15 protein-coding genes are annotated in these 20,001 nt (G+C 42.4%); 4 read left to right on the top strand and 11 right to left on the bottom strand.

The genetic code is table 11. From position 1 onward, the window contains the following. Positions 1-36: 36 nt before the first annotated feature. A complete protein-coding gene (locus tag J8M00_RS05930; RefSeq protein WP_247687237.1) occupies positions 37-375 on the bottom strand; it encodes a gamma-glutamylcyclotransferase family protein in 339 nt (112 codons plus the stop codon). A gap of 276 nt (positions 376-651) precedes the next feature. Between J8M00_RS05930 and J8M00_RS05925 the strand changes: the two genes are divergently transcribed. Both J8M00_RS05925 and J8M00_RS05920 read left to right on the top strand, forming a co-directional pair. Next, positions 652-1,743: a GGDEF domain-containing protein gene (locus J8M00_RS05925; protein WP_211009411.1), complete on the top strand. Its 1,092-nt coding sequence runs from the start codon at positions 652-654 to the stop codon at positions 1,741-1,743. An 82-nt stretch (positions 1,744-1,825) separates the two neighbouring features. Beyond that, positions 1,826-2,233: an aldehyde-activating protein gene (locus J8M00_RS05920; RefSeq protein WP_211009410.1), complete on the top strand. Its 408-nt coding sequence runs from the start codon at positions 1,826-1,828 to the stop codon at positions 2,231-2,233. A gap of 53 nt (positions 2,234-2,286) precedes the next feature. Here J8M00_RS05920 and J8M00_RS05915 read toward each other — a convergent pair whose 3' ends face one another. From J8M00_RS05915 to J8M00_RS05900, 4 genes are read right to left on the bottom strand one after another with little or no spacing between them, the layout of a single operon-like run. Then, entirely contained in the window at positions 2,287-3,117 is an 831-nt protein-coding gene (locus J8M00_RS05915) for a hypothetical protein (RefSeq protein ID WP_211009409.1), read from the bottom strand. Next, positions 3,110-4,147 carry an MlaD family protein gene (locus tag J8M00_RS05910; RefSeq protein ID WP_211009408.1) on the bottom strand — a complete coding sequence of 346 codons (1,038 nt, stop codon included), beginning with the start codon at positions 4,145-4,147 and terminating at the stop codon, positions 3,110-3,112. Before J8M00_RS05910 ends, J8M00_RS05915 begins: the two co-directional genes overlap by 8 nt. 3 nt (positions 4,148-4,150) lie before the next feature. Beyond that, positions 4,151-4,816 carry an ATP-binding cassette domain-containing protein gene (locus J8M00_RS05905; RefSeq protein WP_211009407.1) on the bottom strand — a complete coding sequence of 222 codons (666 nt, stop codon included), beginning with the start codon at positions 4,814-4,816 and terminating at the stop codon, positions 4,151-4,153. Positions 4,817-4,818: 2 nt separating this feature from the next. Continuing rightward, complete coding sequence (locus J8M00_RS05900; RefSeq protein WP_211009406.1) at positions 4,819-5,568, bottom strand: ABC transporter permease; 750 nt, start codon at positions 5,566-5,568, stop codon at positions 4,819-4,821. A 229-nt stretch (positions 5,569-5,797) separates the two neighbouring features. Here J8M00_RS05900 and J8M00_RS05895 point away from each other — a divergent pair, with 229 nt between their 5' ends. Both J8M00_RS05895 and J8M00_RS05890 read left to right on the top strand, forming a co-directional pair. Beyond that, positions 5,798-6,388, top strand: a complete 591-nt coding sequence (locus J8M00_RS05895) for an ACP phosphodiesterase (RefSeq protein WP_211009405.1) — start codon at positions 5,798-5,800, stop codon at positions 6,386-6,388. 88 nt (positions 6,389-6,476) lie between these two features. After that, positions 6,477-6,848, top strand: a complete 372-nt coding sequence (locus tag J8M00_RS05890; RefSeq protein WP_211009404.1) for a VOC family protein — start codon at positions 6,477-6,479, stop codon at positions 6,846-6,848. 13 nt (positions 6,849-6,861) lie between these two features. Here the strand turns inward: J8M00_RS05890 and J8M00_RS05885 are convergent, their stop codons facing one another. Genes J8M00_RS05885 through J8M00_RS05860 form a run of 6 tightly spaced genes read right to left on the bottom strand, consistent with a single transcriptional unit; the run spans position 6,862 to position 19,861 of the window. Continuing rightward, complete coding sequence (locus tag J8M00_RS05885) at positions 6,862-8,514, bottom strand: HD domain-containing phosphohydrolase (RefSeq protein ID WP_211009403.1); 1,653 nt, start codon at positions 8,512-8,514, stop codon at positions 6,862-6,864. Positions 8,515-8,531: 17 nt separating this feature from the next. Then, on the bottom strand, positions 8,532-10,757 hold the full coding sequence (locus J8M00_RS05880) for a CHASE2 domain-containing protein (protein WP_211009402.1): 2,226 nt from the start codon (positions 10,755-10,757) through the stop codon (positions 8,532-8,534). Continuing rightward, on the bottom strand, positions 10,754-11,572 hold the full coding sequence (locus J8M00_RS05875; protein ID WP_211009401.1) for an MBL fold metallo-hydrolase: 819 nt from the start codon (positions 11,570-11,572) through the stop codon (positions 10,754-10,756). The genes J8M00_RS05880 and J8M00_RS05875 overlap by 4 nt, the downstream gene beginning before the upstream one ends. 22 nt (positions 11,573-11,594) lie before the next feature. Next, positions 11,595-17,309, bottom strand: a complete 5,715-nt coding sequence (locus tag J8M00_RS05870) for an Ig-like domain-containing protein (RefSeq protein ID WP_211009400.1) — start codon at positions 17,307-17,309, stop codon at positions 11,595-11,597. Between the two features lie 10 nt (positions 17,310-17,319). Further along, on the bottom strand, positions 17,320-18,528 hold the full coding sequence (locus J8M00_RS05865; RefSeq protein ID WP_211009399.1) for a FecR family protein: 1,209 nt from the start codon (positions 18,526-18,528) through the stop codon (positions 17,320-17,322). Further along, complete coding sequence (locus J8M00_RS05860; RefSeq protein WP_211009398.1) at positions 18,518-19,861, bottom strand: tetratricopeptide repeat protein; 1,344 nt, start codon at positions 19,859-19,861, stop codon at positions 18,518-18,520. Before J8M00_RS05860 ends, J8M00_RS05865 begins: the two co-directional genes overlap by 11 nt. Positions 19,862-20,001 lie beyond the last annotated feature (140 nt).

The following is a 20,001-nucleotide window of genomic DNA, read 5'->3' as shown; positions in this document are numbered from 1 at the left end:
TACCTAATCGCTTCAGGTCACTTGGTATGAACAAGACTACTTAGCTAAAGTGTAAATATACGCTTTACAATACTTTGCATTTTCCATTTTCACTTCACACACTTGCCTCGAATACTCTTCACCTTCGAAAGCATCAAGCATAGACAAGTGGTCACACAGCCGTTGTGACAAAAATACATAGCCCTCTACCCATTCAGCTTGTGAATTAAGTAAGATACCAGGATACCCCATATCAGCACCCCAACCCTGCTCACAAAGCTGCCCACGCACCCACCCTTTTTTAAACTCGCCACGTAAAGGTTCTAAAATATGTGCATTTACGCAATTGGGTGCCAAAGAACCATAGACAAATAAACAATTTATTTCCTCACTCATAGTAACTCCGCAACTCCACCTTACTATTACTATAGATTAATACGCTTTTTTAGCCGCCAATAAAGCCTGCCGCCTTGCTTTTCATGCAAAAACCAGAACGTTTGCTAAGCTTTTAAGTACGTTCTGAGTTGAAACATGCGCCCAATCTCTCTGAGCTACAATCAATAACACTAAAAAAGGACAATACTCTAAGTGCAAGTTCATGACTTAACTTTGATGCTTTCACTTTTTATAGCATCCATAACCGGGGCAATTGTCCTAAGCGCAGTCACCAAAATGAGTCAAACGATTGAAGGAGCTCGGTTTTGGGCTATAGCACTCGGTATTTTATCTATTGCTTACCTATCCCAGTTAACGTTGCAAAGTGCGCCAAGGCAACTAACAGTTGCAATCTTTAACACCTGTTTAGTTTTTGGCCATGCTCTGTGGCTAATTGGTGCTTGGCACTTTGTTCACACCCCTCCCTCCACAAAAAAAATACTAATCCTAATAGCACCAGTGCTAGTAATGTCTTTGTTTTTCACTTTCATACTGCCAGATCGTCCCAGCCGTTTGCTGGTGATCGGCATTTGGTTGTTATTGGTAAGAGCGCATTACGGGTGGGTCCTGTGGCAACATGCGAAGCACGATAAAAATGAGTATATAGCAGTAAAAATAACCGTCGCTGTCGTATTACTTGAACTTGTACTTACTAGTATTTATACACTGTATGGTGCCTTTGGCGCACTTCCTAGTATTGGAGAGCAATTCAGTTGGGTGGGAGGGTACACTTGGTTAGTCGCACTCATTGGCATTGTTGCGGGTATTCCATTGCTTATGTTACTCAGCGCAGGGCGATTTGTTCGCAAACTGGAGTATGCAGCACATCACGACGAGTTAACTGATTTACTGAACAGACGTGGCCTATCCCGTTATTTGGGAAACATTATGCCGCTGTCACAAAGAAAGTGCCATTCTCTCAGTGTGATCATGATAGATGTCGACCATTTCAAGAAGATTAACGATCAGTTTGGCCATCAAACCGGTGACATAATACTTACGCATATTGGTAACGAACTGAAAGCGACTATGCGTGCCTCTGATCTGGTCGTTCGTTGGGGAGGAGAAGAATTCTGCATCGTCTTATTTGATACGCCCCCGGCGCACACTCTACAGTTAAGTGAAAAAATAAGAAGTAGCTTTTCACAGAGTATCGAAAAGATTAAACCAGAAATTGGCGAAGTGACTTTGAGTGCGGGTATCGCCTACACTGATTCTGTGTCTCAACAAGCCTTTGAGGCTTCGCAAATTCATGCCGATAAAGCTCTATATCAAGCCAAGAATAATGGCCGTAATAGAAGTGAGGTTTACCACATTGAAGATACATAAACACAGAGAATATATTTTTGATACATAGTAGTAAGTACATTATTGTCAGTAAATTCGTATTCCTTTATCGATCGAGAACCAAATGAAGTACTGTGCAAGCTGTAAATGTGGAAATGTAGAGGTGTCGGTGAACTTTCCTCATCCAATTGAAAAATACCAACCCCGCGAGTGTAATTGTGACTTTTGCCTCGCCAACGGCCTCGCCTATTTATCAGATCCGAATGGTACACTGTCATTGACCGCTAAAGATCCAATGAAGCGACTCAAACAAGGGTCACTACAAGCGACATTTTGGCAATGTCCCCATTGCATGGATATTGTTGCTGTCACACAGGCAAATAACAATAAAACAAGAGGTGCTGTGTCCAAACAGCTATTCGAAGCCAAGTATCGGATCCCGCCTTCTATTCGTGTTAGCCCCAAAAAACTATCTCCAACGGAAAAGCTCATACGCTGGAACACTGCGTGGTCAACTGTCATCGACACCTAATTGTTCTGCTATTTTGTGGTCTCGCAATAAGGTTGGAGCCAGTCGTGTCTAACTTACTCACTTGAATTTGAGATGTTAATGCTGGCAGATAAACGTTGTTGTCTCTTTGCAAAGTATTGAGCTTTGTCTAGCTCACCCCGTTGCCGATAAAATTTAGCGGCGAGGCCATAACAATCCCGAACTCTATTGGTTAACTCTAATTCGGAAAAGTGCACAATAGCTTGTTCAATTGCCTGCTTTGCTTGGGGAGCTTGATGGTCTACACGCCACAGAGCATTGTAGTAAACAGCAAAAGACAATACTTCGATGTTATTTAAATCTCCTTTACTTTTTAGCAGTTCCAACTGAGTAAGGTCTTGGTTCATTTGCTCCCAGGGCAACAAACTGTTCTTTACATACATCCAACTTAACCAACGATAGTAAATCTGTTTTTCAATATTCCCTTCGTAAGCGGCACTTAGTTCATTTGCATAAGCAGAAGCCCTTCGAGTTTCACCTTGTTCAAACGCTTGTTTAGCTTCCAACGCCTTGATAGGCAAAGACAGCTCAGCCCCCTCAAACTCTTGCAATTGACGAGCATGCCCTATGAATTGTGATGCATTATCAGGTTTATCTAAAAGAATATACACCATCGCTTTTTTAAGTTGCAAAATGCCCATTAATTCCACATCATTTCTCAAGTGCGCATACTTATAAGCCGTATTGTAATTGCTTAGGGCTATATCTAACTTTTGCTCTTGTCGCTTTCGATCCCCTCTTGCAGCCCAAGTATTGGCCAAATCTAGGTATCTCGTGACGCGATATTGCTTTTCTGGTGCACTAGAGCACCCCGAATTGAGGAAGAATAACACCATGATCAACACTGCCGCTGCATACTTAATCATGCATTTCCACTCCTGAGGAACTAGGCTTTTGTTCTATACCATCTTTTAGAATTGGGTGATTATTTAGCGCCTGTAACGTTTTATCCATTTTATCCAGCACCTGCTGCATGCTGTGAATCGCTATCGCAAACTGCTCTCTTTCACTATGCACTTCTTTAAGCATAAGCTGCATCACAGTCAGGCTTTCATTTAAATTGCTAAGCACTATAGGCAGCTGTCTATTTGTGACCTCACCTATTATATCTGCGGGTTGAGCATAATTATCTAGTGTTGTTTCTGCTTGCCCCATAAGTCTCTCTGTCGTCAGTAAAGTGGTATTTAACTGCTCTAATACTTGAGGCATTTTCTCTAATAGCTGCTGACTCTGGGCCAATGTACGTTCGGCATCAGGCAATAAGTCACTGCTTTTAACTTCTTCACTAACTACCATTAAGTTATCACTGATCTTGGCAACTCTATCTAACACCCTGAATATGGCACCCGCTTCAGGGTTATCCTCTTTTTGAAAATTCTGCAGTAATTGATTAATACTGGCTAAAATTGACTCGATATCATCGCCTTTTTGGGCGATAAAACCCTGCTCTATGTAACTTTTTCCAAGAGCACTACTGATATGTGGAATAAAACTATTCGGTGCAAGTTGAGCGAACTGGTTAGCTCGATTTAGCTCAGGTAAAATAAGCTCAAAAGTCGTCACATCATCAAAAATGGGATGTTGCTCCCCTGCCAGGACTGCATATTGCACTACTTTATTTTGGTACTCGCGAAATACCCAAAGTTCGACTTCTATCAAGTTGGTTTCATGATTCAATTTAAACCCGTCTATTCTGCCTATTTTTAATCCTTTAAAATAGATAGCTGGCAGCGCGCTTAGCCCACTCGCATCTTGTAAAATGGTTTTATAATACGTTTTATCAGCAAAGGTGTGATTATTTATGAGGATCATAGAAGTTAAAACAACGAGCATTACAATGCCAGCTACGCCAAAAGCGAGTACTATATTATTTGTTTTTTTGGGGCTATGCTGCATAGGCTAAAGCTCCGAATAACAAAGCATCTCATTGAGCTCTAACTGCTCATCCGCTAGCTGGTTGATAACCTCTTTACGATTAGAGCATAAAATAAGCGTTGTCCCCTGTTCTTTTAAGCGTACCAATAGGTTGAGAACATACAGCCCCCACTGCTCATCAATTTCTGTCATTGGGGCGTCCCAGATAACTGCTTTAGGTTTTAACAAAAGTGCCCGAGCTAACCCCGCAAGAGATGCTTGCCCTGATGACAACATCTCTGTTCTTTGTGCGAGATAATGTTGCAGTGAAAACTCCTTAGCTAACGAGTTTACACGTCGTAATTTCTCACCTTTATCCAACTCTTTAAAATGCCTATTGAGGGGCAGCATAAGGTTTTCTTCCAAAGTTAAATTCGAGATTAAACCTGATAACTGAAATACCACACCTAAGTTCCGTCTAAATTCAGCATAGTCTTGGGCGTGCATTTGATTCACAGCACTGCCATTGATAACTACTTGGCCGCTATCAGGTCTAATAATGTCACTCGCTATACTGAAAAATAGTGTTTTCCCACATCCTGAACGCCCAGAAACCACTAAACACTTACCAGTTCCAACCTGAGCATTTAAGTCACTAAAGATCACTCTATTCTTTACGCTGTGTGAGATATTTTTGAACTCAATATGCATAGTTAACGCCCCATCAAAATCACGTATAACAATGTCAATGCGACATGAATCAAACAGACCGAAATTAACCCTCGCCCCACAGCTTTAATATTTCGCTGTGGTACTTCTGTGATTGCTCTATTTACCGTTAATCCGTGATAACTAGATATTAAACTGATGAACAAACCAGATAGTGCGACTTTGGCTAACATAACCACAATATCGAGCCAATGTAGTTCCCCAATTAGTTTTGCAAAAAAAGTACTTACAGGAATTGATTGAAAGGCGTTGCTGACCAAATATCCGCCGAAAATACCACAGGCCACGAAATAGCTCATCAGTAACACCAAAGATATAATCATCCCGAGTACCCGCGGTGCGACTAAATAAGAGATAGGTGAAACCCCCATAGAGACCAAAGCATCTATTTCTTTACTAACAACCATGTTACCTAACTCGGTAGTTATTGCGGTTCCAGAACGTGCCAATACAATAAAGCACACAATAAAAGGTCCAAGATCCCGGACAATTGTCGAGATCAATATGTCATAAATCCAATTACCTTGCCCGATTGCTGCCAGTAGAGGGTAACCTTGAACAATAATCAAAGCCCCTATGAGCATAGCGATAAGTACCACTAATCCAAGCGCTTCAACACCGGTGAATCGGACCTGACGTACTAGCACGTCAAAGCTAATGGAGCGATTGCGATGAAAAAAAATAAAATCAGAGATAACGTATGCAGAAAAAGGCAAAAATCCATATGCAATCATAACTGTACCTCGTTATCAAAGTTCAGTAGATCAAGCATGAATAGTCGTCTTAACAATGAGTCATACCATTAAGGTTAGCAGAACAATCCAAATATTGGCCCCGTAGTCAGAAAAAATCCCTCTTGTCTCGTCATCGTTATCAACCGTCGCTTGATAATAAAAATCTTACCCTTATATTCAATAATAACCCTGAGTAAACCTTGACCTACATATAATCAAAAGGTGATGTGTGAACTATCTAGCTCATTTGTATCTAGCTAAGAAAAATGCAGATTCCTACTATGGCAATTTGTTAGGCGACTTTCAGCGTGGTATCGACACTCGCTCACTTCCTGCAACTATTCAAAATGGCCTAGCCAACCACATCTTAGTAGATAAGTTCACAGACCAACATAAATTAGTTAAGCAATCTCAAACTATGTTTAGTGCCAAACGTAGGCGGTTTTCGGGTATTGCCCTAGATGTTTTCTACGACCACTTATTGATCAAAAATTGGAGTGCATTTAGCACAACTCCCTTTGAAGCATTTAAAACTCAAAGCTACAGTTTACTTAGACAGCATTTGCCATCCATGCACCAGCCTATGCAGCAAGTAGTCGAGAAATTAATTACTGGCGATTGGTTTTCTCACTATCAAACCCTAGATGGAACCACTCGAGCCATAGATAATATTGCCAATAGAATCAGATTTAAAAATGAGTTTAAAGGCGTAGGCAAAGAGCTTACCCAACACTACTGCGAGTTAGAACAGCTATTCCTCATGTACTTTCCTGAACTTATAAATCATGTTGCGGATCACGGCCCGGAAAACCAAAATTAATGTGCATATACAAGCGTTTTGGTTTACAAACTAGATTAGGTTTGAAAGTATGAAGCAATCCTCTTTCTAAAAAACGAAAAGAAAAACCATGAATTTGAATCAAGTTACTTTACCTGTAAAAAATATGCCAGAAGCCGTAGCCTTTTATCAATTACTGGGGTTTACACTTATTGTAGATACGCCTCACTACGCACGTTTTGAATGTCCAGAAGGCGGCAGTACCTTTTCACTGTCTTTAGAAAGTGAGCCTTTTACCAACGGTGCGGTGATTTATTTTGAGCATCAAGAATTAGACAACTGGGTCGATGGATTAATTTCAAAAGGCATTGAGTTTGAACAATTACCCACCATGGAAAGATACCTTTGGAAAGAAGCCGTTTTAAAGGACCCGTCCAATAATAAAATTAAACTCTATTGGGCAGGTGAAAACCGCCTAAATCCGCCATGGCGAGTAAATTAAGTTTAATTACTCATCAAGGCTTTGAATAACCCGGAATGTTGGCGACGTCTATATCATCAATTTGCTCTGGTTTTAAATATTGGTGTGCATAATCAAGATAAACACCAGAGCTCACAAAAACATCAAATAAATCCGGATCAATATGATCTCCGAGTTTCATTTTACCCATAATAAACAGGCATTCACTCAGTGGTTTTGCATCTTTATAGGGTCGGTCCGCAGCAGTTAAGGCTTCAAATATATCAGCGATTGCCATGATCCGTGCTGGCACCGACATTTGATCTCTAGTCAGCCCTTTAGGGTATCCGGTGCCATCCATTTTTTCATGGTGACCACCTGCAAACTCCGGTACCCTGCGTAAATGTTTAGGAAATGGCAATGCCTCTAACATCTCCAATGTAATATCCATATGCTTATTGATCACAAGCCGCTCTTCTTGAGTCAAAGTACCCCTAGCTATACTCAGATTGTAAACCTCTTCTTCCGTCAATAAAGGTTGTCCAACACCACCAATAGAAACATCATAGTTACTCGCTAAATCTTGAACCCGTTGCTGGTCCGACTCTTTCATAAATTCACCGCCAATATTAGCTCGGGACAAGAACGCACTTTCTTCATCAAGTTTATCTAATGCCAATTGCAACTCTGCTTTGAGATTTTCAGCTTCTTGTTGTTGATCCAGCACCTCAGCTTCAACAATTTGCCTGCTAAACTTTAATTCGATATCCCTTTTGGCTATTTCTATTTTCGCTACGACTAGCTCTATTCGATCGTAAACTGAATGCAATTTGGTTGCTTTATCCATGACATATTCTGGAATAGCGATTTTACCGCAATCATGCAACCAACCCGCCAAAGAGAGCTCATGTCTATCTGCCGCAGTCATTTGAAACTCAGCCATTGGACCTGAAGACGCATTATGCACTGCATCAGCAATCATCATGGTTAACTCAGGTACCCTTCTACAGTGCCCCCCTGTATAAGGTGACTTTTCATCAATGGCTTTTGCAATTAGCCGTGTAAAAGCTTGAAATAAAGTTTCCATATCATCAATAAGCTGACGGTTTGTCAGTGCAACAGCAGCCAGTGAACTGATCGAGCAGATCAGTTCAACCAAATCGGCGGAAAATCTCACAACTTTCTCTTTGCTTCTTGGATTAATGAGTTGCAGTACACCATTGAGATCTCTCTCGTGATTTGCCATTGGCACAGTTAGGACTGACTGGGTGTGATAACCGGTTTTTTTATCCATGGCTCTTGCAGCTGACAAATCATAATCGGTGCAATCATATACATCATCAATCCGAATCACGTCTTTTTTGGCTGCTGCAAGGGCGACAAGTGCACTTTCATTAGGTGAGCCGTCTTCTAAATAGATAGGTATGGCAGGAAACGGGATTTCTTTACCGGATGTTCCGCCCATATGAAGGCCTAGCGGCTCATTGATTAGAGTTGCAAACTTAAGCTGAGCATCCTCAGATACCGAGTATATTGTCCCGCCCTCTGCATTACTCAGAGCAATAGCAGACTCTAAAATATGCTCAAGAAGTCGATCTGTATCATGTTCTGATGACAGCTCAATAGCCAGCTTAAGCAAGTGCTTAAGTGCCACTTGGCTTTCTATGCTCTCTTCTTCAGCTACTGTGCTACGAATTGACAAATCCATGGCCCATTACACCTTTACTATTTCGACTTGTGCGTATAGCTGCCATCCCAATTTTCACCAGGAGGGTTTAATTGCATATCTCGCACTCTTTCGCAAAGAAGTTGATAAATTTTTCTTTGCGGCTGTAACTCTATTAGTTTAGTAAAAGCTGACAAAGCTTCCTGCCAAGATTGCGATAAATACAACTGCCATGCAAATTCATGTGCTTTAAGCTCTTCTAATTGCTCATCAGAGATTTCTGTTTTTAGTGCAATCGGCTCAAAAATTGTCACAGCCAAGTTTTTCCCTTTTACTTTTACCTTATCAATCGGCCTAAAAACGATATTGGGACATAATTCATGTGTCATTTCACTGATCAAGACACCCACACCATAAAATTTGGTCAACCCTTCCAAGCGTGACCCTAGATTGACTGCATCTCCCAAAACCGTGTACGCTCTTCGATATTCAGACCCCATATCGCCAACATTCATATCGCCAGTATTTAATCCGATGCCAATAGCAAATGGAGGAAAGCCTTGCTCTAACATTTGTGCCTGTAGGTCTTCCACTTGTCGCTGCATATGCATAGCGCATTTCACTGCAAGTTCAGGATGATCATCGACCAATAGCGGGGCATTCCAAAAAGCCATCACCATATCACCAACATACTTATCAATGGTCCCTTGATACTCAAAAATAATTTTGGTGATTGGTGAAAAGTATTGATTCAAATACGCTTTTAATCGCCCTGCATCAAGTGACTCGGAAATACTGGTAAACTCCCGAATATCGGCAAACAACACCGTCATTACGCGCTTTTCACCTTCCATTGACGCCTGATCGGGCTGTTCTAGCATCGAAGCAATATGGGCTGGAGGAACATACTGATCGAAAATAGACTTAATTTGTACACGCTCTTTATGCTCTCGCACAAACCCTAAACTGCCAAGGACAGTCGTTTGCGATACAGTTAGCCCAAGCACTGCAATTTGAGGAAAGTCTAAGCGCCAAACGACCCAAGCGTAAAAACTAAAGAAAATAAAACAAGCGGTGATAACCGTCGCCAATATCGTCATTCCCATGACCCCCAATAACGGGAGCACTAGAGACATGACGACACCTAAAAAAACCAATAACACCACCACAGCACCATCGATCCAATCCGGCCTTGAGGGCAACAACTCTGGAAAAACCAGCCCTTCCAATACATTTGCATGTACTTCAACACCTGGATATTGCACCCCGACTGGGGTTGTTCTTAAATCTGCATGCCCTACCGCTGATGTACCCACAAAAACGATTGCTTGGTCAAACAATTCTTTGTCAATCTCTCCGTTAATCACATCTATTGCGGAAATATAGGGAAAGCTAAAAGCAGGGCCTCTGAAGGGGATAGCAACACGGCCATAGTCGTCCGTAGGAATAAGCGTAGTACCTAGCTTGATCCCCTGTACACTATGGCCATCACCAAAAGGTTTTGAGATGATTTCAACACTGTCAGCTAAGGTGTATAGCCGTGCAGCTTCCAGCGCTAGGGCTGGATAAGCATGCTCTTTATGCTTGATCATCAACATTGAATATCTTACAAAACCGTCTCCATCTGGCGCACTGTTGATAAACCCGGTACCCGGGCTATTTTGTTGCAATACTTTGACATTCGCGACGTGACCCGCAAAATCAGGGATCGGTAATTCCGTTGGCGCTATGTCACCTGCAAATATAGGTTCGGGCAACTTGCCAACCAAGATATCTTGCTGATGCTCAAATAACATACCTAGTACTGTATCTGTTGCATCCAGAGTTTTTGAAAATGCGATATCTGCATCTATGTCTGGTGCAACTGAGCGCAAAATATCAATTGTGTCTAACTCATTGCTCCCCAAATGCTTCGCCACCTGAATCGCGGGGTTTAATTCTGGTTCTGAAAACAGTACATCATAAGCTACAACGGAAGCGCCAGCTGCTACTAACTGATCCTGCAACTTTCCCATAACGTGTCTACTCCAAGGAAAGCGCCCAACCTCAATTAAGCTTTGCTCATCGATATCAACGATAACAATGGGTAAAAACGACCGCTGCTGCCAAGGCAGCGTTTCTTTCAGCCTTACGTCATAGGCTAGCCCCTCAAACCGCTTCATAACTTGGCCATAAGGCGCTGCCGGTGACAAGGCAAATAAGTGCAGCAGAATAAAAGAAAAAGTAATAATGCAACCGGTAGCCCACTGAAGCCGATAAAGCTTGAAGCGTTTAGCTAGGCTCATTTAATTACTAACCCTTCTTTGGCAATAATTGTTTTAAAATCATAGCCTTGCTGCTTTATATCAACGGCAATTTTATCAAGATCCCTATCAGTCCTTGCTGGATCATGACTGATTATCACTAAGTTTTTGACCTGACCTTGTACAGCCAGTGATAACGCATCTTTGATTTGAGAATGTCCCCACCCCATTTTCAGAGGATAGTCACTGGGAATAAACTGCCCATCGTGGATTAAATAGTCAACACCACGTACAAACTCAATCCATTGATCAAAGCTGGTCACCGGATCATTGGGCGGATAGAGTTCATTATCAATGGCATAAACTATTTTTATTCCATCAACGGTCAAACGATAAGCGCTACCACCTCCGGGGTGATTCATCGCTTTTCGCTCTATTAAGATATCTTTGTACCACCAAGAATCATTTGCTTGTTTACTAACTTGCACTTTTGCAGGTAAGTCATCAGCCTGAACAGGGAAATAACTCCCCCCCATTTGCTGTAAAATTGCATCAGGTGCATTTGCCTCAGTTACACCCGGTACAATGGTGATATCGCGATTGGGCATATAAGCTGGCACAAAAAATGGAAAACCCTGAATATGGTCCCAGTGATTGTGGCTCAGCAAGATGTAAATCTCCCTAGTATCTTTAATTAACTCATCACCTAGTAGTCGGATCCCAGTACCTGAGTCCAATATAATATGTGTGTCAGCTAGGCTTTGCAGTGACACACAAACTGTATTTCCACCATATTCGACAGTATCTGGTCCCGGTGTGGGGATTGAGCCCCGCACACCGTAGAATTTTAACCTCATTCTATGTAAACCTCGCTAACTGCTAATCAGCAATTTCGATTTTACCAGCTTGCAACACAATAACTTTCGGCTCATCCTGTTGTAAAACAAGTACAAAGTTATCGCCGTTATTCAAACTAATAGCAGAAGAAAGCTGCCCTGTCATGGCGGTAGCAAAGTTTTGATAACCCACAGAGTTAAACGTCGCATCGAATGTACCCGCATCATCTGCTAGCTTAACTCTCGCAATATACACATTCAGCCCGCCTGTTTCTTGAAGGAATAACACAAGCTCCCCTGTACTTTGAACCCAACCTTGTTTAATACTCACAGCAGTTGAGCCCAGCTGTTCAAACGTCAGTACGCCAGCCGAACCAAAATTACTATCTATAGAGCCATTAGCATTTACTCTCAGAACAAAGTTTTTACTTCCAGCAGTACCAAAGATGACAAACCGCCCCTCTGAATCAACCAAGGAACCTTGCAAATCAATTGTTTCACCTGACGTCAAACCGATATCCAACTCTGCTACACCCATGTTGCCAAAGGTTGGATCAAGCGCTCCGGTTACTGTTGCTTTAGCGAGGATCACTCTTGGTTCTGGGAATACTTGCTCATCAGTCCCTATCCCTACTAAAAATGTCGACACAGGATGCACAAAATCAATGCTTCTTGCCGATGTATTACAGGCAGGCGTACCCGGCACTGGGTATTGAAAATTGCCAGTTAATACACCTAGGCTTGAGAACACAAAGCCGTAGCTTTGATTTATGCAACCATCATAAATTTTTGCAAATGCAAGGAAATCGCCAGTAGCAAGCCCATACAACCTTTTGATTGTAATAGACTCACCTGAGTATGTACTTGCAGATATTTGTACAATTCCTTGATTTACACCACCTGCAAAGCTCATATCTTGAATGCTACCAGTAGCAAAGCTGGCAATGTATGCATCCGTGTTGGAGGTTACCCCGCTAAAGGCCATAAGGACATTTCCAGAGATTACTTGAGCAGATGCTGTGGCAATCGCATTAATGCCTGTTGATAATTGTGATATTCCCAAATTACCGAAATCTGCTGAACCTTTACCTGTCGAATCCAACTTGTAGATATATGGCACATCATTGTTTTGAGATGTCTTAGCATCCCCTACTAGGAAAAACTTATCACTTTGTAAGACAGATAAGAGGCCAAACTCAAAGCGCTCATCAGCATCTCCAACTGTGACGTTTGCCACTCCATTACTTCCAAATGTCGAATTGGGTACTCCCGCTAAAGTGAACTCACCAAACCAGTATGATCTGAAGAAGTTATTGCCGATCAGATTGTATTTATCCCCAGGGATTAAAAGCCCCTGTGCAGTACGTAACATCCCTCCCGGATTTAACCCTAACGAATTAAATGCTGTAGGACCACCTAAGTCCGGTACCCAATCAGAGTCAGCGACACCGACATGGGAGGTTCTAAAGATTTGCGCAACGCTATAGGAAGATGTTGATTGGCCTCTACCAACACCTATGTAGTAATGATTTTCATCTGCAAACAAACCTTTTCCAGAAGCATGCCAGCTACTCAAGTCGAGCCCACTAATCGACGATGAAGGCAGCTCATTTAAGTCGTATACTTTAAAACCGTCGGTATCGAATGTATTGTCGAGTGTACCGTCATTGGCTAGTCGCATTACAAACGTCGATTTTATTGTCCCGCCAGGCAAGTAGGTATCACCTGTAACCAAGAGCTTATTATCTGACAGTTGAGCAACATCATTTACGCGGTCGTCAAATGATAACGATGCAATGTCTAACTGTAACATGCCTGAAGAGCCAAACGCTGAATCTAAACTCAATGTTGAATCATTGAAGCGCGTAATTAACACATCTTTGTTACCCGCTTCAGATGTTGTTTCACCATAAACTAAAATGGTTCCACCCAAACCAACGGCCCCATTTGCAAACTGAGATGAGTTCGGTGCAATATCTAATGATCCACTTATCTCTCCTGTGCTGCCAATACGGCGAACCATAATGGTCGTCTGAGTGCTCACTGTCACATTTGAAACGACAGTGACAACTTGTGCATCATCAACAAAAATTGCCACCGGTTCAACACGCGCGTTGGATGTTAACGGCAATTGTGTATATCCAGAGCCTGCGCCATAGCTGGTGTCATGAGCACCATCTGCCGTGAGTCTAAATAATAGAAGCTCTTGGGTTGCACCGAAATCGGCATAACCTGCAACATAGATTCTATTTTCACTGTCAATGGCAACTGCGCTGGCCACTATATTTTGTGGTTGCCCGGCAACTTCGATGCCAAAATGACTGGTGAATACGCCATTGGTTGCAAAAGTCCTGTCAAAGAATCCATCAGAATTCAGCTTACTAACCGCCGCTCGATGAATATTTCTACTAATACTCGCTTCAAACTGTCCAACCCCACCAACGGTCAACAACTTACCATCAGATAAAACGATAGTTTGCCCATATTCATGGTATTCCATGCTGGCCCTTAAACGAACAACCTGCTGGCCATCTGTACCAAATGAAGTGAGCTTATTCGCGACATAGGTTTGTACTGCCACACTGACGTTGATGGTAATTGAAGCACTCGCACATAAGGGTGGTGATATGTTGTCACACACTTCAACGGTCAAGTTGTACACAGCTTCACCGTTACTGCTTATTTGGCTCGCATTTGCCACAGTTACATTACCATTTTGAGCAATTGAGAATAGGCTTGAATTGGTACCCGTCAAGGTATAACTAATATCATCCCCATCAGGGTCTGACGCCATAACTTGTAACACAAGAGTGCCATCAGCAACGTCCGTTTCTATGTTTGCCGAATTGGCCGCGACAGTTGGCGGGTAATTTCTCGGTGCAACAGTTATTGTTACTGTTGCTGTATTCGAGGTTTCACCTAGTGTATTTTGAACTTGATAGGTAAAACTGTCAGTGCCCACAAAGTTTGTCATTGGAATATAACTAATAGAACCTGTGGATGTATCAATGAAAGTTGAACCGTGCTGGACCGCACTAATAATTTCAATACTTGATAGATTTAAAGTTTGTCCTTTGGCATCATCATTACTCAGAACATCTATCATCACAGAGGTATTTTTATCAAGGGTTGCAACATCAGCAACTGCAACTGGTGTGGTATCAGGTTCTACAATAGTAATAGTCACAATCGCGATATTAGATTGCAAGCCATCATTATCACTCACTTGATATGAAAAGCTATCTGTACCCACTGCCGTTCCAGTATGAACATACAAGATACTACCCATTGACTCTATCGTCACGTTACCTTTGCTGGGGCTAGACACAAGTTCAAGTGAACTATATTCAATTGTTCCGTCTGGGTCTGAGTCATTATTTAACACCTCAATGACGACTGAACGGCCAATCTCAACTTGCGCACTATCATTATTTGCAATAGGACTTTGATTTACCGCTTGCACAGTCACAGTAACGGAGGCAATGTTTGAGAGAGCTCCTTCGTTGTCTTGTACACGATACTGAAATGAATCTGTTCCAGAAAAGTCGGATTGTGGCACGTAAATTAATACGTTATCGCTACTATTTTTACTCACTTGACCATGAGACGGTGCTGTGGTGATTTCTATCGAATCAAACACCAGCGTACCATCTGGATCTGAGTCATTGGCCAAAACGTTAATATCTACTTGAAAACCCTGCGATGTGCTCGCCGAGTCATTCACAGCAACAGGTGCCACATTATCACCTGTGACAAAAATTCTGACCAATGCCTCGTTAGATCTTGCGCCTTCGTTATCACTCACAACATAGATGAAATAATCTTCCCCTCTGAAGTCCGCATTGCTTTGATAAACAAATTGCCCTGTACCTGAATTAACCGATACGGAGCCATGCATAGGTGGCATTATTATTTCAAGTGTCGTTAAATCTAATTGCCCATCAATGTCTTCATCGTTGTTAGTAGCACTTATCGATACGGCTTGCCCTTGCGCAACTTCAACTGAGTCATCGTTAGCAATTGGTGGATCATTCACAGCAACGACCGTAATGACGCCGTGAGCACTGGCACTTAATCCCGCTTCATCAGTAATACTGTAAATAAAGACATCTTGCCCAGCAAAGTTTGCATTTGGAATGTACCTAAAGCCACCTTCTTCTGTTAACTCCAGTGTGCCACTACTCGTTGCACTTTCAATACCGAGAGAAACGCCACTGAGTGCTTCATCAGAATCATTCTCTAACACCCCAGGTGCCGCAACTGACAGAATAAAATCTTCGCTAGTTTCAAATAGGTCATTGACGGCCACAGGTGGTTGATTAGTAACTTCCTCTTCAACAATAATAGTGACTTCTGCTGTTTGAACTTCACCATCATTACTGCGCACGTTGTAAGTAAATGAGTCTTCTCCAACAAACTCAGCATTAGGTGTATATACAAAAGTACCATCTGAGTTGAGCACTAAAGTGCCGTTGGACACGTCTCGCTCAGGCTGTGTTTCAACTTGTAATTCCTGATTACCCAAGTGTATATCGTTTACTAGTACACCATTGCTTGAAACTGAAAGTTCAGTATTTTTCTCTACTTTATAGGTATTGTTCAGTGTCAATATGAAGACTTGAACAGCCTCAATATTAATCGTTACGGTCGCCTGTGCGGTTGCTCCCTGAGCATTTTCTACCTGATAGACAAAACTGTCGGTACCAAAAAAGCTATTTGTTGGAACATAATTAAAAGCGCCGTTACTTGATATGCTTACAGCTCCGTTTTGAGGCGGGCTGACAAGCTCACTAGAAACTTGCAAAGGGCCAAAGCCTAGGTCTAGATCGTTGCTTAAAACATTTCCTGAAATTGACTCAAACTGTAAACCGGAAAAAGTATCATTATTAGCAATTGGCGGAGTAAACTCAGTAGCAGGTAATAAAATAGACTCGCTAAATGCACTTTCGCCACTACCATCAATACCCGTGATCAAAGCATAATAATGTTTTTTAGGGTCTAACCCAGTAAAGGACTGACTAGTATTTGACAGCGCGACAAAGCGATTTCCTTCAGGTAGCGTTCTGATTTGATTCAGGTTTTCAATTGGTGTCTCTGATACGTATGCGTTGTACCTAAGCGCACTATCTAAAGCCTGCCAATTTAATTGGACGGTTCCATCCTCTTCGCGTTGAACAGGTTCAACCACGATGGTTCGCGGTTGCCAATTGACTTGTTTGATAGCAACAACACTCAAGTTACCATTTAAGTCCTCAACCCAGACCTGTAGGCTAATACTGCCCGCTTGCTGACCAAAATTAAATGGATTAACACCTGTTTGGGTAAATGAAAAAGGAGATACACAACTCTCATCACACAGCACAATTGCTTGCTCAGCATTTTCACCAAAACCTAATAAAACACGGCCAATACCATCTGGGTCTTCGATGTTACCGACCGAAACTGTAATATTCCCCCGTTCAGTGAACTCACCTTGTGGATGAGTAAGATCACCTGTTCCATTGATCATCAATTCGTCAACTATTTGGGTTTCTAGTAATCGTGCATGCCTAAATCTTGGTTGATAGGAAAAGTCGACGACCACTGGGGAGTTTGAATAACTATCAGGCACCTCACTGTTGGTTTGGTTGTCAGGCTGAACGATGGTGTTATTACCGCTCTGTTGAAGTGGTTTGCTGTCATCTCCACCACCACAACTGCTAACCAATAAAATCAGCGATACTGCTGTCAATATTCGAATAAATGCACTTAGGTTCATAGCGACTCTCCTAAGGCTGACTCAGAATAAAAGCACCCTGAGCAAATACGCTAGGGTCTTCTATTTCTTGCAAATTAAACGAACCGGTTAGCTTATCAAGGCCTTGTGTGAATTGGCTTTGAATCGTACCGTTTGCTAAGTTATTGCCATGTGAGGCAAAGTTTACACCTAAGGTCATACCCTGCGAGTTAATGAGCCCGTTAAATGCTGCAAACCACTGCCCTCCTGAATCTTGAAAGGACAGCGCCCCTTGCTCTACAGTTCCGCGGTCAAAGTTGACTGTCATTTGCATATCAATGGCACTCACTGCTCCAAGGCTGGACGTCGCATCAACCCTATCTATTACAGAGTAAGCCGCAGTGCCTGAACGCTGCTCAATCAACTCTTCCAATGGCTCCGTGCCTATACTATCCAGCTCTTGTTCGTTAATAAATTCGTTCTGAGACACATCCTGTACAATTTGTGAGAAGCTACCTGTAACCAGTGGTGTTGATTGCTCTGCGGTGGTTATTTCAACGTTAGCAATTGTGCTCCCCTGCTCGTCCGCTTCTGTAGATTGTGCTGATTTACTTGGCGTTGATGATAATGACGACAGCTCTGAAGGTGGTTTAAGCAACGATGTTACAGTGCCGCTTTCACTTACTTTAGCAAATGAGAAGTCCCCACCCTTTCCAAGTAAAACAGGCCCTTCTCCCCCAGTTGCATTGCTCATATCCAACTCTATCGTGCCATCCCAAACAGCCAAAAATAGCTCGTTGTTTTTCCATTCTACTTCATAATGAGTACCGCGGATCCCAATACTACCAACCGGCGTTTTTAGTTTATAATTGCTTTTGTCTCCTTTTATTTCTCCGGTGATAGTCCGCAGCCCCCCAGATATAAGCTCCATAACAACCGAACCACCGTCACCACTTCCCAATGTATACTCGTCAATCTTCAATTGGGTTTGCGCCTTTAAAGCGATTAAAGCACCATCTTGCATTCTTAACTGCGCTTGACTCGATGTTCCAGTGTTGACGACGTCGACATCATAAACCGGACTTCGACGCTTCAATGGCCTCTGTGACTCAGTACTGCTATCTGAAGCTATAACATCGCCTCGAGACATTATGGTCTTTCCTGCTTGCTCAGCTGAGACAGATATGGGTAATACACAAGCTATAAGCGCAACCCTTGCAGCCAGTTTACTTTTAGCAATTAACTCAAAGTTAGAATTCATAACGGACTCCCGTGAACCATTCGGTTCTGTCATAGCTATACAAGGTAATTGAACTGTGTTTGTCGTAGTATGAGGCAGATAAATCAATACTTAGCGCTTGGCTCCACTGATATCGCCAATTCAAGTTGAGAATGACCAGTTCCTCATTTCTGGTGGTCAAAAAGAACGGGTGTGCAGCACGGTGTTCTATATCTCTGTATTGCACCTTGAAACCAAGTAAACTGTTTTCACTCGTTTTGTGGCTTATAGAGCCAGAGACAAAGTCATAGTCACGTCCATAGTGTTCGCCTTCGTCATATCGAGCTGGCTGCCATGTGTAACCGACATCCGCCCTGAGTAACCAACCAGCAGAGGAATATCCTAAAGAACCTTGCACGGTATAAACACGGCTGTCTAAGTTTCGTTCTTGAACATTGTTTTGCGAAAATACAAAAGCACTAAGCGCAGTAAAGTAGTGGTTGCTGAGAAAGTACTGGGCAGAGCCGTATAGACCAATATCTTGCTGATAAGTGCTATTATCAAGCGTTAAAACACCAAACTGCCCACCTGTTGATAGCGTCAGTGCTTCTTGTTTATGTTCGTATCCAAACCGGATAGTGCCTTGATACCTATCAAACTCGTCGGTGTCTTGATGACGTTGATCCGAGTAATCGACATCTAGTTTCCAGCTTTGGTATTGGGTCTGCTGCCAAACGCCGCGGAAGTTATACTTAAAGCGCATAAAGCTGTCAGCCGTTTTTCGGCTCGTTTGATCAAGTAAAAATGGCACACCGCCAATCACAATACGATCATCTAACGCACCGCTGTTAACGTTAGAGTCATGGCCTAAAGCCAAAGCGATTGCGTGACTAAAGGACTGCTCTAGTTTTTGAGACTTTCTTTCTATTGATTCAAGCGCTTGATCTACGCGCGAACGCATCGAAGGGCTTAATTGGGAGCCCTGAAGCCCCTTAAATACACTGCTAGCCTGCGCCAAATTATTTTGCTTTGCATAGGTCAGACCCAATAAGTAATGACTGGGAATATGGTCAGGCCAGCTTGCAAGCGTACGCTCAAGGGCAAAGATAGCTTCATCATATTTGGCCTGTTCCAAAGCAGCTTGCGCATATAAAAAATCAAAATTAGGTTCACCTGCCCATTCATCTATAGCCGCTTCGGCTTGTCGAAAGGCAGATTGATAATCTTTTGCTGTCAGTTTAGATTTGATCTCAGTGAGCGTTTTTTTTAGCTCATCGCTTGGCTGCGACATCTCGCTTTGCGCCAAACTCAATAAACTTACTCCACTGGCCATTATAATAAGAGCATACCGTACGCATCGAAGTACTAGTGACATAGCTAATCACCCATTATTGGTTATCGTATGTTCATCACTATCTACTTCAAGCAAGACCACTTTACATGACCTACGACTCGCCACTGACTAGAACACTTAAAACATGCCTAGATAGGATAAGCAAAGTATAATCAAGGACG

Source organism: Pseudoalteromonas luteoviolacea (assembly GCF_018100925.1).
GTDB lineage: Bacteria > Pseudomonadota > Gammaproteobacteria > Enterobacterales > Alteromonadaceae > Pseudoalteromonas > Pseudoalteromonas obscura.
This window is presented reverse-complemented; position numbering and strand designations above follow the sequence as displayed.

Coding starts and splice junctions, on each gene's coding strand:
- J8M00_RS05930 (WP_247687237.1), bottom strand. CDS start 375: ATGAGTGAGGAAATAAATTGTTTATTTGTCTATGGTTCTTTGGCACCC.
- J8M00_RS05925 (WP_211009411.1), top strand. CDS start 652: ATGAGTCAAACGATTGAAGGAGCTCGGTTTTGGGCTATAGCACTCGGT.
- J8M00_RS05920 (WP_211009410.1), top strand. CDS start 1,826: ATGAAGTACTGTGCAAGCTGTAAATGTGGAAATGTAGAGGTGTCGGTG.
- J8M00_RS05915 (WP_211009409.1), bottom strand. CDS start 3,117: ATGATTAAGTATGCAGCGGCAGTGTTGATCATGGTGTTATTCTTCCTC.
- J8M00_RS05910 (WP_211009408.1), bottom strand. CDS start 4,147: ATGCAGCATAGCCCCAAAAAAACAAATAATATAGTACTCGCTTTTGGC.
- J8M00_RS05905 (WP_211009407.1), bottom strand. CDS start 4,816: ATGCATATTGAGTTCAAAAATATCTCACACAGCGTAAAGAATAGAGTG.
- J8M00_RS05900 (WP_211009406.1), bottom strand. CDS start 5,568: ATGATTGCATATGGATTTTTGCCTTTTTCTGCATACGTTATCTCTGAT.
- J8M00_RS05890 (WP_211009404.1), top strand. CDS start 6,477: ATGAATTTGAATCAAGTTACTTTACCTGTAAAAAATATGCCAGAAGCC.
- J8M00_RS05885 (WP_211009403.1), bottom strand. CDS start 8,514: ATGGATTTGTCAATTCGTAGCACAGTAGCTGAAGAAGAGAGCATAGAA.
- J8M00_RS05880 (WP_211009402.1), bottom strand. CDS start 10,757: ATGAGCCTAGCTAAACGCTTCAAGCTTTATCGGCTTCAGTGGGCTACC.
- J8M00_RS05875 (WP_211009401.1), bottom strand. CDS start 11,572: ATGAGGTTAAAATTCTACGGTGTGCGGGGCTCAATCCCCACACCGGGA.
- J8M00_RS05870 (WP_211009400.1), bottom strand. CDS start 17,309: ATGAACCTAAGTGCATTTATTCGAATATTGACAGCAGTATCGCTGATT.
- J8M00_RS05865 (WP_211009399.1), bottom strand. CDS start 18,528: ATGAATTCTAACTTTGAGTTAATTGCTAAAAGTAAACTGGCTGCAAGG.
- J8M00_RS05860 (WP_211009398.1), bottom strand. CDS start 19,861: ATGTCACTAGTACTTCGATGCGTACGGTATGCTCTTATTATAATGGCC.